At 45.2% G+C, this 14,737-nt stretch carries 9 protein-coding genes; 8 read left to right on the top strand and 1 reads right to left on the bottom strand.

The features are described from left to right. Nucleotides 1-9: 9 nt before the first annotated feature. The 7 genes from nusA (at nt 10) to tadA (ending at nt 8,958) form a co-directional block, all read left to right on the top strand. Complete coding sequence (nusA, locus tag OAG1_RS15420) at nt 10-1,506, top strand: transcription termination factor NusA (protein WP_016402376.1); 1,497 nt, start codon at nt 10-12, stop codon at nt 1,504-1,506. Nucleotides 1,507-1,529: 23 nt separating this feature from the next. Next, complete coding sequence (gene infB, locus OAG1_RS15415) at nt 1,530-4,187, top strand: translation initiation factor IF-2 (protein ID WP_016402375.1); 2,658 nt, start codon at nt 1,530-1,532, stop codon at nt 4,185-4,187. Nucleotides 4,188-4,277: 90 nt separating this feature from the next. Further along, the gene (rbfA, locus tag OAG1_RS15410) at nt 4,278-4,694 is read left to right on the top strand and encodes a 30S ribosome-binding factor RbfA (protein ID WP_338621896.1); all 417 of its coding nucleotides are present in this window, start codon (nt 4,278-4,280) and stop codon (nt 4,692-4,694) included. Next, nucleotides 4,694-5,641, top strand: coding sequence for a tRNA pseudouridine(55) synthase TruB (truB, locus tag OAG1_RS15405; RefSeq protein ID WP_338621895.1), 948 nt, complete (start codon nt 4,694-4,696; stop codon nt 5,639-5,641). The genes rbfA and truB overlap by 1 nt, the downstream gene beginning before the upstream one ends. Before the next feature lie 101 nt (nt 5,642-5,742). Then, on the top strand, nt 5,743-6,012 hold the full coding sequence (gene rpsO, locus OAG1_RS15400; protein ID WP_016402372.1) for a 30S ribosomal protein S15: 270 nt from the start codon (nt 5,743-5,745) through the stop codon (nt 6,010-6,012). A 185-nt stretch (nt 6,013-6,197) separates the two neighbouring features. Further along, nucleotides 6,198-8,312: a polyribonucleotide nucleotidyltransferase gene (pnp, locus tag OAG1_RS15395; RefSeq protein WP_016402371.1), complete on the top strand. Its 2,115-nt coding sequence runs from the start codon at nt 6,198-6,200 to the stop codon at nt 8,310-8,312. Nucleotides 8,313-8,418: 106 nt separating this feature from the next. Continuing rightward, a complete protein-coding gene (gene tadA, locus OAG1_RS15390; protein WP_338621894.1) occupies nt 8,419-8,958 on the top strand; it encodes a tRNA adenosine(34) deaminase TadA in 540 nt (179 codons plus the stop codon). Between the two features lie 219 nt (nt 8,959-9,177). Here tadA and mltF read toward each other — a convergent pair whose 3' ends face one another. Next, the gene (gene mltF, locus OAG1_RS15385) at nt 9,178-10,647 is read right to left on the bottom strand and encodes a membrane-bound lytic murein transglycosylase MltF (RefSeq protein ID WP_016402368.1); all 1,470 of its coding nucleotides are present in this window, start codon (nt 10,645-10,647) and stop codon (nt 9,178-9,180) included. 180 nt (nt 10,648-10,827) lie between these two features. Here mltF and purL point away from each other — a divergent pair, with 180 nt between their 5' ends. Continuing rightward, entirely contained in the window at nt 10,828-14,721 is a 3,894-nt protein-coding gene (gene purL / locus OAG1_RS15380) for a phosphoribosylformylglycinamidine synthase (RefSeq protein WP_338621893.1), read from the top strand. Nucleotides 14,722-14,737: the final 16 nt, after the last annotated feature.

Below are 14,737 nucleotides of genomic sequence, written 5' to 3'. Positions count from 1 at the left end.
GGGTCAGGAATGAACAAAGAAGTCTTGTTGGTTGTTGATGCGGTATCGAACGAAAAAGCTCTACCGCGTGAAAAAATCTTTGAAGCTATGGAAATTGCTTTAGCAACGGCAACCAAGAAAAAGTATGAAGGCGATATTGAAGTTCGCGTTGATATCGATCGCAAAGACGGTAGTTTTGATACCTTCCGTCGCTGGATGGTTGTTGAAAATCAAGAAGCGATTGAAAATCCATACCGTGAAATTACTTTAGAAGCTGCCCAATACGAAGAGCCAGAAATTGAACTTGGTGATTATGTTGAAGAGCAAATCGAATCTGTAGTGTTTGACCGCATTACTACGCAAACTGCTAAGCAAGTTATCGTACAGAAAGTACGTGAAGCAGAGCGCGCTCAAGTTGTTGAACAATATTTTGACCAAGTGAATGAATTGGTAACAGGTGTTGTTAAAAAGGTAAGCCGTGAAAATATCATTGTTGACCTTGGTAACAATGCTGAAGCAGTTATTCATCGCGAAGAATCACTTCCTCGTGAAGCTTTCCGCCCGGGTGACCGTGTTCGTGGTTTGCTGTACGAAGTGAAACCAGAAGCTCGTGGCGCTCAATTGTTTATGAGCCGTACTCGCCCAGAAATGCTGATCGAGTTGTTCCGAATCGAAGTGCCAGAAATTGCTGAAGAGATGATTGATCTTAAAGCTGCTGCTCGCGATCCAGGTTCACGAGCAAAAATTGCTGTGAAAAGTAATGACCGCCGCATCGATCCGGTTGGTGCTTGTGTTGGTATGCGCGGCGCGCGTGTTCAAGCCGTTTCAGGTGAACTTGATAACGAGCGTGTAGATATTGTGTTGTGGGACGATAACCCAGCTCAATTCGCGATTAACGCCATGGCTCCAGCTGAAGTTGCTTCAATCATCGTAGACGAAGATAGCCACTCAATGGATATCGCTGTTGAAGCTGATAACCTTGCCCAAGCTATTGGTCGTAATGGTCAAAACGTACGTCTAGCGTCTCAACTTACTGGTTGGGAACTAAATGTAATGACTGTTGAAGATGCAAACAATAAACACCAAGCTGAAGCTCAAAAAGCTATCGATACGTTTGTTCAATACCTAGATATTGATGAAGAGTTCTCAACCGTTCTTGCTGAAGAAGGTTTCACTTCTTTAGAAGAGATTGCTTACGTACCAGTAAGCGAACTACTCAGCATTGACGGCCTAGATGAAGATATCGTTAACGAGTTGCGTGAGCGTGCTAAAGCGGCACTAGTCACCGAAGCTCTAGCTAAAGAAGAGTCTTTAGATAACGCCGAGCCAAGTGAAGAGCTACTTGCTCTTGAAGGTATGGAGCGTCACCTAGCGTTTGTACTGGCAAGTAAAGGCGTAATTAGCTTAGAAGATCTTGCAGAGCAAGGTGTAGATGAGCTGGAAGATATTGAAGAGTTGTCGGAAGAGAAAGCCGGCGAACTGATTATGGCCGCCAGACAGATTTGCTGGTTTGGCGACGAAGAATAAGGTCGACGGAGGACAATAGCCCGATGACAGAAGTTTCAATTAAACAACTCGCGACCGACGTGGGAACAAACGAAGATAAATTAATTCAGCAATTTGCAGATGCTGGTATTAAAAAGTCTTTAACCGACAATGTTACTCAAGAAGAGAAAACTAAGCTTCTTGAGCATCTAAAATTACAGCATGGTGAAGAAAGCTCGCCAAGCCGCATGACCTTAAAGCGTACAACCAAGAGCACCTTAAGTGTATCTGGTACTGGCGGTAAGTCTCGCGCAGTTCAAGTAGAAGTGCGTAAAAAGAAAACTTACGTTAAACGCAGCGCAGTTGAAGAGCAAGCGAAGCAAGAAGCCGAAGAAAAAGCACGCCTAGAAGCAGAAGAAGCAGCTCGTGTTGAAGCTGAAGCCGCTGCAAAGAAAGCCGCTGAAGATAAAGCTAAGCGTGAAGCAGAAGAGAAAGTGAAGCGCGAAGAAAAAGCGGCAGCTGCTGCAGCCGCTGCGGCTAAAGCTAAAGAAGCTGAAAAACAGTCTGACGCAGAAAAATCTCCTGAGCAATTAGCTGCAGAGAAAGAAGCTGCCGATATCTTGCGTAAGCAAGAAGAAGCTGCAATTGCGAAAGCTGAGGCCGAAGCTGAGAAAAAAGCAGAAGAAGCGAAGAAGCTAGCAGAAGAAAATGCCGCGCGTTGGGCCGAAGAAGAAAAAGCCCGTAAAAAGCGTGAAGAATCTGCCGATTACCACACAACTACATCTACTTATGCTCGTGCTGCAGAAGATGAGCAAGAGCAAAAAGCTGAAGCTCCTCGCCGCAAGAAGCGTAAAGCTAAGCAAAACGACGATAACAATAACAATCGTCGTGGTGGCCGCAAAGGTAATAAGCGTCAAGTTGCAACTCCAACTACTATGCAGCATGGCTTCAACAAGCCTGCGCAACCGGTTGAGCGTGAAGTACGCATTGGCGAAACCATTTCAGTTGGTGAATTAGCTAGCAAAATGGCAATCAAAGCCACTGAAGTGATTAAAGCCATGATGAAGATGGGCGCAATGGCGACCATCAACCAAGTTATCGACCAAGAAACTGCAACGTTGGTTGCTGAAGAACTTGGCCATAAAGTGGTTCTAGTTAAAGAAAACGCGCTTGAAGAACAAGTTATGCAAGAAGCGGAATCAACCGGTGAGCAAACAACTCGTGCACCCGTTGTAACTATTATGGGGCACGTTGACCATGGTAAAACCTCGCTACTAGATTACATTCGTCGCGCCAAAGTTGCCGATGGTGAAGCTGGCGGTATTACCCAGCACATTGGTGCTTACCATGTTGAAACTAACGACAACATGATCACCTTCTTAGATACTCCAGGACACGCTGCGTTTACCTCGATGCGTGCTCGTGGTGCTAAAGCAACCGATATTGTTGTATTGGTAGTGGCTGCAGATGATGGTGTAATGCCACAAACTATTGAAGCGATTCAGCACGCCCGTGCTGCTGAAGTGCCATTAGTTGTAGCGGTAAACAAAATCGATAAAGAAGCCGCCGACCCTGATCGCGTTAAAACTGAACTATCACAACACGATGTTATTCCAGAAGACTGGGGCGGCGACGTGCAATTTGTTCACGTATCAGCGAAAAGTGGTGAAGGTATTGATGACTTATTAGAAGCGATTGTGCTTCAGTCTGATGTACTAGAGCTTACAGCTAGCCATGTTGGCGCTGCATCGGGTGTAGTAATTGAATCTCGCCTTGATAAAGGTCGCGGTCCAATTGCATCTATCTTGGTACAACACGGTCAGTTAGAAAAAGGCGACATCATTCTTTGTGGTCTCGAATACGGTCGTATTCGTGCCATGAAAGATGAAAACGGTAAAGACATCGAAACTGCCGGCCCTTCAATCCCTGTTGAGATTCTAGGTCTATCTGGTGTGCCACAAGCTGGTGACGAAGCTACTGTGGTTCGTGATGAGAAGAAAGCTCGTGAAGTTGCACTTTACCGTCAGGGTAAATTCCGTGATGTTAAATTAGCGCGTCAGCAAAAATCTAAACTTGAAAACATGTTTGCCAACATGGAAGAAGGTGAAGTTCAAGAGCTTAACATTGTACTTAAATCTGATGTACAAGGTTCGCTTGAAGCGATTGCTGATTCTCTGTCTAAGCTTTCAACTGACGAAGTTAAAGTTAACATTATCGGCCGTGGTGTTGGTGGTATTACCGAAACTGATGCAACGCTAGCCGCTGCGTCTAACGCTATCGTACTTGGCTTTAACGTTCGTGCCGACGCAACTGCGCGGCGTATCATCGAAACTGAAAGTGTAGATCTACACTACTACAGCGTAATCTATGACTTAATCGATGAAGTTAAGAGTGCAATGACCGGCTTGCTTGCTCCAGAATTTAAACAACAAATTATGGGCTTAGCTGAAGTTCGTGACGTATTTAAGTCACCTAAGCTTGGTGCTATTGCAGGTTGTATGGTACTTGAAGGTCAGGTTAAGCGTTCTAACCCAATTCGTGTTTTACGTGAAAACGTGGTTATTTATGAAGGTGAGCTAGAGTCACTTCGCCGCTTTAAAGATGACGTAAACGAAGTACGTAACGGTATGGAATGTGGTATCGGCGTTAAGAACTATAATGACGTTCGTGCTGGTGACCAAATCGAAGTATTTGAGATTGTTGAAGTTAAGCGTAGCTTGTAAGCTCGCCACTTAATTAATCTCTAAGATGGGGGCTTGCGCCCCCATTTGTGTTTTCAATACTCCCTTGGGAGTGGTATCAGGAGAAATGTGATGCCTAGAGAATTTAGCCGCCCAGATCGGGTAGCCCAACAAATTCAAAAAGAAGTTGCGATGATTTTGCAACGAGAAGTACGAGACTCACGTTTGAGCTTAGTGACAGTATCTGCTGTTGAAGTAACCCGTGATCTTGCTTACGCTAAAGTGTTTGTGACCTTTTTAGACGATAGCGAAGAAGCGGTAAAAGCTAGCTTAGAAGCCCTAGAAGAGCACGTGGGCTACGTTCGTCATTTGTTAGCAAAAGCAATGCGCCTGCGTGCTGTACCAGAATTACGCTTTCAATATGATGGCTCACTACGTGAAGGTTTGCGAATGACTGAGCTGGCGACTAAAGCAGTTAAAGATGACCAACAAAAAGCCGAAGCATCAGGTCGTAGCTTGGGCAACGGTGAAGAGCAAGAGGGCGAGTAATGGGACAAGGACGCAGAAAAAAGGGTAGAGCTATTGACGGTATCCTTCTGCTGAATAAACCTACTGGCGTTTCTTCAAACGGAATTTTGCAGCGAGTTAAGCGAATTTATTTTGCTCAAAAAGCCGGACATACCGGGGCTCTAGATCCGCTTGCCACTGGTATGCTGCCAATTTGCTTAGGTGAAGCCACTAAGTTTTCACAGTTTTTGTTAGATTCAGATAAGCGTTATCAGGTTACTGCTCAACTCGGTGTTCGAACTAATACCTCTGATTCCGATGGGGAAGTGGTTGAACAGCGTGATGTGAATGTTAATCAAGCCGAGATTGAAGCTGCATTAGCATCATTTCGTGGTGCGATAAATCAAGTACCTTCTATGTTCTCTGCGCTAAAGCATAACGGCAAGCCTTTGTATTCTTACGCCCGTGAAGGCATTACGATTGAACGTGAAGCGCGGCCAATTACTGTTTATGAAAACAACTTTATTTCATTAGATGGCGATATGCTGACCTTAGATGTTCATTGCAGCAAAGGTACTTATATTCGCACCATTATTGATGATCTAGGTGAAATGCTAGGTTGTGGTGCGCATGTAGTTAAATTGCATCGCTCACAGGTAGCGACTTACCCAAGCGAACGAATGGTGACACCAGAACAGTTAGAGACGTTATTAGAACAAGCTAACGAGCAAGATATTGCTCCTAAAGAGTTGCTTGACCCTTTATTGTTGCCAATGGATTCAGCCGTCGCCCATTTGGCGGAAGTGAATATTCCCGAGGCATTAGGTGGATATTTAATGCAAGGCCAAGCGATGCAAGTCGCTGGCGCGCCGTTGAATGATGTGTTCAGGCTGACTATTGGCGAGCAACGTCGATTTGTTGGAATTGGCCAGCTAAACGATGATGGTTTAGTGGCACCTAAACGCTTGATTCAAAATAGCGATAGTTAGGCGAGTTGCTTGCAACTCATTAGGACGCACTATATAATGCGCGTCCTTCTTCGCTGAGTTAGTGATTGGCGGAGAGTAAATTTACATTTTTAGGAGTTAGTATGTCACTAAGTAGCACTGAAAAAGCAGCAATCGTTGCAGAATACGCACGTGAAGCAGGAGACACTGGTTCTTCTGAAGTTCAAGTTGCTTTGTTAACTGCACAGATCAACCACTTGCAAGGTCACTTCAAGAAGCACATCCACGATCACCACAGCCGTCGTGGTCTACTACGCATGGTTAGCCAGCGTCGTAAATTACTTGACTACTTGAAGCGTAAAAACCAAGCGAGCTACGCTGAATTGATCGCTAAATTGGGCCTACGTCGTTAATTTTAACGTCGCCAAGAAAGAATACCGAAAGGGAGCCGAATGGCTCCCTTTTTTGTTGCTTAAATAAAAGTCACAAAGTGGTGTGATAACAGTGGTTTTAGTAAGGATAAAGTTATCTTTTGACAAGCCATTGCTTTATACTTTAGCGCGAATTGAAAAGAGAACATAAATTAAAGGAAATTCACGTGAATCCTATCGTAAAAACGTTTAAATACGGTGAGAATACAGTCACCATTGAAACTGGCGCTATCGCTCGTCAAGCTACAGCTGCCGTAATGGTTACTATGGACGATACAACAGTATTTGTATCAGTAGTGGGTAAAAAAACTGCTACACCTGGCCAAGATTTCTTCCCGTTGACTGTGAACTACCAAGAACGTACTTACGCAGCAGGTAAAATTCCTGGTGGTTTCTTCAAGCGCGAAGGTCGTCCTTCGGAAGAAGAAACGTTAATCGCACGTTTGATTGACCGTCCAATCCGTCCATTGTTCCCAGATGGCTTCGTAAACGAAGTACAAGTTGTGGCAACAGTGGTTTCTGTAAATCCACAAGTTCAACCAGACATCGTGGCGTTAATCGGTACTTCTGCGGCGCTAAGCCTTTCAGGTATTCCATTTAACGGCCCAATTGGTGCTGCTCGTGTTGGTTACATCGATGGTAACTACATCCTTAACCCAACCACTGAAGAGCTACCAGAAAGCAAGCTAGACCTTGTTGTAGCAGGTACCGAAAGTGCCGTTCTTATGGTTGAGTCAGAAGCAGAATTACTTTCAGAAGAAGTAATGCTTGGCGCGGTTGTTTATGGTCATGAGCAATCAAATGCGGTAATTACTGCCATTAACGAACTGTGTGAAGAAGCTGCTAAACCTGCTTGGGAATGGGAAGCGCCAGAAGTTAACGTTGCACTTAAAGATAAAGTAGCAGCATTAGCAGAAGCTAAGTTAACTGAAGCTTACCAAATTACCGACAAAGCAGAGCGTTACGCTGAAGTTGGCGAAATCAAAAAAGCGGTTGTTGAAGCATTAACTGCTGAAGACGAAGCGCTAGACAGCCAAGAAATTGGTGACGAGCTAGGCAAGTTAGAGAAAAACGTAGTTCGTTCACGCATTATTGCTGGTGAGCCGCGTATCGATGGTCGTGAACCAGATATGATCCGTGCGCTAGACGTAATGACTGGCGTATTACCACGTACTCACGGTAGCTCTGTATTCACCCGTGGTGAAACTCAGGCTCTTGTAACATGTACACTAGGTACAGAACGTGATGCACAGATGATTGACTCGCTAGCTGGCTTGCAAACATCTCGCTTCATGCTTCACTACAACTTCCCTCCTTACTGTGTTGGCGAAACGGGCTTCATCGGTTCACCTAAGCGTCGTGAAATTGGCCACGGTCGTTTGGCTAAGCGTGGTGTTGCTGCGGTAATGCCAAGTGCTGAAGACTTCCCATACACTGTACGTGTAGTATCTGAAATCACTGAATCAAATGGTTCTAGCTCAATGGCTTCTGTTTGTGGTAGCTCACTAGCGCTTATGGATGCGGGTGTACCAATTAAAGCTTCTGTTGCGGGTATCGCAATGGGTCTAGTAAAAGAAGGCGACAAGTTCGTTGTTCTTTCTGACATTTTAGGTGATGAAGATCACTTAGGTGACATGGACTTTAAAGTGGCTGGTTCTTCTGAAGGTATCTCTGCATTGCAGATGGATATTAAGATTGAAGGTATCACTAAAGAAATTATGGAAATTGCCCTACGCCAAGCGCAAGGTGCACGTTTACATATTCTAGGTGTGATGGACCAAGCTATCGGTACTTCTCGTGAAGAGATTTCTGAGTTTGCTCCACGTATCCACACGCTTAAGATCAACCCAGAGAAGATCAAAGACGTAATTGGTAAAGGTGGTGCAACTATTCGTGCACTTACTGACGAAACTGGCACTACTATCGAAATCGAAGATGACGGTACAGTGAAAGTTGCAGCAACTGATAACGCGCAAGCTCAAGAAGCGATTAAACGTATTGAGCAGCTAACTGCTGAAGTTGAAGCGGGTCAATTCTACGAAGGTAAAGTTGTTCGTCTTGCAGACTTCGGTGCATTTGTTGAAATCTTGCCAGGTAAAGATGGCCTAGTACACATTTCGCAAATCTCTCAAGAGCGTGTTGCTAATGTTTCTGACCACCTAACTGTTGGCGACATAGTGAAAGTTAAAGTACTAGAAGTAGACCGCCAAGGCCGTGTACGTCTAAGTATTAAAGAAGCGGCTGCGCCTAGCGAAGCACCAGCAGAAAAGCCTGCTGAATAAACGTTTCAATAAATAGCTAAGCCGGCCTTGTGCCGGCTTTTTTGTTTTTGTTAAAGAGTAGGGGGCTTGTTGGGGGCTTTAGTCAGGCAGCTTTCAGGTTTACAATGTGGCGAGTAAAACAGGCAAGGATAAGTACTTGGACAATACCGATATTGACTGGATGAAACATGCACTGCTGTTAGCAGATAAAGCAGAAGCACAAGGAGAAGTGCCAGTTGGAGCAGTGGTTGTTTACCAAGGCGAAGTAGTGGGAGAAGGCTGGAATCAAACGATTACTCTTAACGATGCTACTGCCCATGCTGAGATACTAGCACTGCGAGAAGCAGGCAAGAATATCGGCAATTACCGGCTATTAGATACCACGCTTTACGTTACTTTAGAGCCCTGCTCTATGTGTGCGGGAGCCATGGTGCATGCACGCGTGAAACGATTGGTTTATGGTGCAAGCGATCTTAAAACAGGCGCTGCGGGAAGCGTGTTTAATATTATTGATTGTGAGCAGTTAAATCATCGAGCTGAGGTAGAAGCTGGAGTATTAGCGGAACAGTGCAGTGAGAACATTAGTCGTTTTTTTCGCAAGCGTCGTGAACAACACAAGCTGCGAAAAAAACAACAGAGCAGTGGTTTACTCAGCGACGCTGACTAAACCCATTTCAGTCAAAACAAAAGAACGTTGTCTTAACAAAACCTTACGGTGCTGACGAGCCAATTGAATTCGGCGACGTGGCGAGTGAAGGGTAACGCGTTTCTTTCTAATCATACTATCCTCTCCATTGCGTAGGCAGGACGCTTTACAGTTTTTAATCTCCATTACAGATTAAGCATAAAACATGACAGTTATGTGACAAATCGTCAAGATTATTCTTTAGTTAATGGTATCAACTTCTGTTTTATTTGGTTCACTAGCCTCGACGCTGGGATTATTCACTGGATAAGGTGCACGATTCTTCATTAACTCCTGACGGCGTTGCGACTCTTTTTTCTGAGCATCTAGCCACAAAAGGCTTTGATAATACTGCCTAATGTTGTTTACATAGTTGTAGGCTTCTTGCCCGCGAGCGTAACCATAACGAGTTTGTTGGTACCATTTTTTACGCATAAGCAGTGGCAGGTTTTCTTTAACATCTACCCAAGCATCTGGATCGCCGCCACGCATTCGAGTAATTCGCCTAGCATCTAACATATGGCCAAAACCTATGTTGTAAGAGACAAGAGCAAACCATATTTTGTCATCTTCACGGACGCTATCGGGCACTCGGTTTATTAGCTTTTGCAGATATTCAGCGCCGCCGCGAATGCTTTGTTCTGGATCTAAACGATTAGTGACTCCCACAGATTTAGCTGTTGGCAGAGTTAACATCATCATGCCGCGCACACCGGTGAAAGATTTAGCATGCGGGCGCCAGTGAGATTCTTGATAAGACACTGCTGCGATCAGGCGCCAGTCTAACTTACCTGCGTATTGCTTAAACCAATCTTCGTATTTAGGCAGGCGGGTGCTAGTAGAGCGCAAGAAGGCCCGAGTATCGACATAATCGAAACGTTGAATATGGCCAAAATAGCGTTCGTACAAACGAGTAATGTCACCATTGCTGTGTTTATCACCAATAAATTCGATTAGCGCGCTGTATAAACTGTCATCACGCAGGCGGTTTACCATCCAAACTACAGACGTAGATTCGCTTAAGGTAAAAGCTTCAGCTAGGTCTGGGTAAAAACGTTGATGCAAGGCGAGGGTGGTGTCATCCACCAAGGCGAAGCGGATGTCTTCATCAACAATGCTTTTGAGTAATTCGCTACTGTCTAGGCGGTCTGTGGCTTCAATGGCTAATTCTGGGTGTTCTTTGCGGTAGCTCTTAAGCAAAGGTTGATGATAGCTACCTGTGGTAATCCATAATGGAGAATCCACTTGGCTAATATCACGCGGTCGGCGCGTATTTTTTTTATAAACAACCTTGGCGTCTACTTTATATATCTCTGGAGAAAAGCGAAAGTTTTCGCGTAGCGCATTAGTTGGCGATAGCGCTGCAGCTAAAAGATCTACCTGATTGTTATGCAAACCTCGATAAAGCTCTGTTTGGTTATATAAAGGCACCATTTGCAACTCAACGCCTAAGTAGTTAGCAAAGTCTTCCAATAACTCGTATTCCATGCCCGTTGGTTGTTCATGTTGGTCGTAATAGAAGATTTGCTGGCTATACAAGGTGCCCACGCGCAGTTTTCCACGTTGGCGAATTTGCTCTAGCTCTGAGACAAAGGGGTTGGGTTCGCAGCCTTGTAATACAAACAAAGCGAGCAACGCTAGAAGCAGGGTGAAGCGTTGCTGTTTAATCATCAAATCTGGTTTCCACGCTATTATTTTTATTCGATTTTAGGGATATACGCTTGGCTGTCTAGCTTTAAGCGTTGTTTTCCTCGTCAAGCTAACGTTTTGTTTACCATTGTCGCAGTTTTTATCTATAATACGCGCAATTTTCCCCCTCCCACCTCCATCTGGAAAAGCGAGCACATAAATATGTTGGTACTACGTGGTGCACCTGCACTGTCTGAGTTTCGAATTGCGCAATTGTTAAAACGCTGCGCAGAGCAAGACCTTCCTGTTACAGCTATCTACGCTGAGTTTATGCATTTTGCTGATATCTCAAGTGATTTGACTGATGCTGAACAACAAGTATTAGATAAGTTATTGACCTACGGCCCTACTATTGCCGAGCATCAGCCTACTGGCCAGTTGCTTTTGGTAGCTCCCCGTCCAGGTACAATTTCTCCTTGGTCTTCTAAGGCAAGTGATATTGCACATAACTGTGGTTTAGCCAATGTAACGCGCTTAGAGCGTGGTATTGCTTACTATGTAGATACCAGTAGCGAACTAAACGAGCAACAAAGCAAACAGCTTAAAAGCTTAATTCACGACCGTATGATGGAAGTGGTATTTGCAGAAACCGAACAAGCTAGCGCATTGTTTGAACACGCAAGCCCTGCACCGTTTGAGTCGGTAGACATTCTATCTGGCGGTAAACAAGCCTTAGAACAAGCTAACCAAGAATTAGGTTTGGCCTTGGCCGATGACGAAATTGACTACCTAGTCGAAAATTTCGAAAAAATGAAGCGCAACCCTAATGACGTAGAGCTAATGATGTTTGCTCAAGCAAACTCAGAGCACTGCCGCCATAAAATCTTTAATGCTGATTGGACAATCGATGGGGTAAAACAGCCAAAATCATTGTTCAAAATGATTAAGAATACCTATGAATTGAACAGCGACTACGTACTGTCGGCGTATAAAGATAACGCAGCGGTAATGACAGGTTCAGTGGCTGGCCGCTTCTTCCCAAATGCTGAAACCAAGCAATACAACTACCATCAAGAAGATATTCATATCTTGATGAAGGTAGAAACGCATAACCACCCAACGGCTATCTCTCCTTACCCAGGCGCAGCAACTGGCTCTGGTGGCGAAATTCGTGATGAAGGTGCAACCGGTCGTGGTTCTAAACCTAAAGCTGGCATGGTTGGTTTTACCGTTAGTAACCTACGCATTCCAGGTTTTGAGCAGAGCTGGGAAAGTAACTTTGGTAAGCCAAGCCGTATTGTAGATGCTTTAGAAATCATGATTGAAGCCCCATTAGGCGGCGCGGCGTTTAACAACGAATTTGGTCGCCCTAATATTTTGGGTTATTTCCGTACCTACGAAGAGCAAGTAGAAAGCTTTAACGGTAGTGAAGTACGTGGTTACCACAAACCAATCATGTTGGCAGGTGGCCTAGGTAACATTCGTGAAGACCACGTTGAGAAAGGTGAGATTCCGGTTGGTGCTAAAATCATCGTACTTGGTGGCCCAGCCATGAACATTGGTTTAGGTGGTGGTGCTGCCTCTTCAATGGCTTCTGGTCAATCGAGTGAAGATCTAGATTTTGCCTCAGTACAGCGTGAAAACCCAGAAATGGAGCGTCGCTGTCAGGAAGTTATCGACCGTTGTTGGCAGCTAGGTGATGCTAACCCTATCGCATTCATTCACGATATTGGTGCTGGCGGTTTATCGAACGCTTGCCCTGAACTGGTCGATGACGGCGGCCGTGGTGGTATTTTTGATTTGCGCAGCGTGCCAAATGATGAACCAGGCATGTCACCACTAGAAATTTGGTGTAACGAATCTCAAGAGCGTTACATGCTGGCTGTTGCACCTGAGCATTTGGAAGTGTTCGACGCCATTTGTAAGCGCGAACGTGCCTTATATGCAGTTATTGGTGTAGCAACCGAAGAGCGTGATTTGATTCTTCACGATTCTCACTTTAACAACGATCCTATTCGTATGCCGCTAGAAGTACTTTTAGGTAAAGCACCTAAAATGCATCGCGACGTTAAAACTGCAACGTTTAATGGCCCGGCCTTTAATGGCGATAAGCTTGATTTAGCAGAAGCCGCAGAACGTTTGTTACGTTTACCAGCCATTGCAGAGAAAACCTTCTTAATCACTATTGGTGACCGTAGTGTTACCGGTTTAGTGGCGCGTGATCAAATGGTTGGTCCTTGGCAGGTTCCGGTTGCTAACTGTGCGGTAACAGCGGCAAGTTACGATACCTATCATGGCGAAGCTATGTCGGTGGGTGAGCGCACACCTGCAGCACTGATTGACCATGCAGCCTCGGCACGCTTAGCGGTAGCGGAAGCATTAACTAACATTGCAGCCACTAACATTGGTTCGTTAAACAACATTAAGTTGTCGGCTAACTGGATGTCAGCAGCTGGTCACCCAGGCGAAGACGCAGGTTTATACGCTGCTGTTAAAGCAGTAGGTGAAGAGCTTTGTCCAGCATTAGGTCTTACTATTCCGGTAGGTAAAGACTCGATGTCGATGAAGACTGCTTGGCAAGATGAAGGCCAAGACAAAGCGGTGACTTCACCACTTTCTTTAATTATTAGCGCCTTTGCTAAAGTTGAAGATATTCGCTTAACGGTTACCCCGCAATTACGAAATGATGCTGGCGATACCGACCTAATTCTTATCGACTTAGGCCAAGGAAAGAACCGCTTGGGCGCCTCTTGTTTAGCGCAGGTTTATAAACAGCTTGGTAACAAAGTACCGGATGTAGATTCACCTGAACTACTAAAAGGTTTCTTTAACGCGATTCAAGTACTTACTGCTGAGCAGAAACTGCTTGCTTACCACGATCGCAGCGACGGTGGCTTGTTCACAACTATTGCTGAAATGGCTTTTGCTGGCCATTGTGGTGTAGACGTAGCGCTAGACTTATTGGCTGGTGATACTTTAGACGTGCTCTTTAGTGAAGAGCTTGGTGCGGTGATTCAGGTTAAAACTGAAGAAAAAGAAGCCGTACTAAACGTTCTCGCTGGACACGGTTTAGCCTCTTGTAGCCATGTTATTGGCTCACTAAACGATGATGATGCGATTCGCTTCACCCGTAACGGTGAAGTTGTACTGGCGAACACACGCACTCATTACCGCGGTATTTGGGCTGAAACAACTTATCAAATGCAAGCGCTGCGTGATAACCCAGAATGTGCCAAGCAAGAATTTGATGCCAAATTTGATGCCGCAGATCCAGGCCTAAATATCGGTTTAAGTTTCGACATCAACGAAGATGTGGCCGCGCCTTACATTGTTAAGGGGCTAAAACCTGAAATGGCTATTTTACGTGAGCAGGGTGTTAACTCGCATCACGAAATGGCAGCCGCCTTTGACCGAGCTGGTTTCGCAGCAGTAGATGTGCATATGAGCGATATTTTGGCTGGCAGAGTGAGCCTAGATAAATTCGCAGGTTTAGTGGCTTGTGGTGGCTTCTCTTACGGTGACGTACTTGGTGCTGGTGAAGGTTGGGCGAAGTCGATTCTGTTTAACAGCCGAGCGCGTGAACAGTTCAGTGCATTCTTCGAACGTAACGATTCTTTTGCTCTTGGTGTATGTAATGGCTGTCAGATGCTATCAAACCTGAGCGAGCTAATCCCAGGAGCTGATTTATGGCCGCGTTTTGTACGCAACGAATCTGAGCGTTTTGAAGCTCGCTTTAGTTTGGTAGAAGTGCAGCAATCACCTTCTATCTTCCTAAATGGTATGGCAGGTTCTCAAATGCCTATCGCGGTTTCTCATGGTGAAGGCCGTGTGGAAGTGCGTGACCAAGCGCATCTAGATGCCTTGGCGAGCAGTGGTACCGTGGCGCTACGTTATGTAGATAACTATGGCGAAGCTACAACTCAATACCCAGCTAACCCTAATGGCTCGCCGCTAGGTATTACTGGCCTTTCTTCAAAAAATGGCCGAGTAACCATTATGATGCCTCACCCAGAGCGTGTATTCCGCACGGTAGCGCACTCTTGGCACCCTGATGACTGGCGCGAAGATAGCCCTTGGATGCGTATGTTCCGTAATGCACGGGTTAATGTTGGTTAAACAGCACTAAATAAAA

The organism is Agarivorans sp. OAG1, from assembly GCF_037076485.1.
GTDB lineage: Bacteria > Pseudomonadota > Gammaproteobacteria > Enterobacterales > Celerinatantimonadaceae > Agarivorans > Agarivorans albus.
This window is presented reverse-complemented; position numbering and strand designations above follow the sequence as displayed.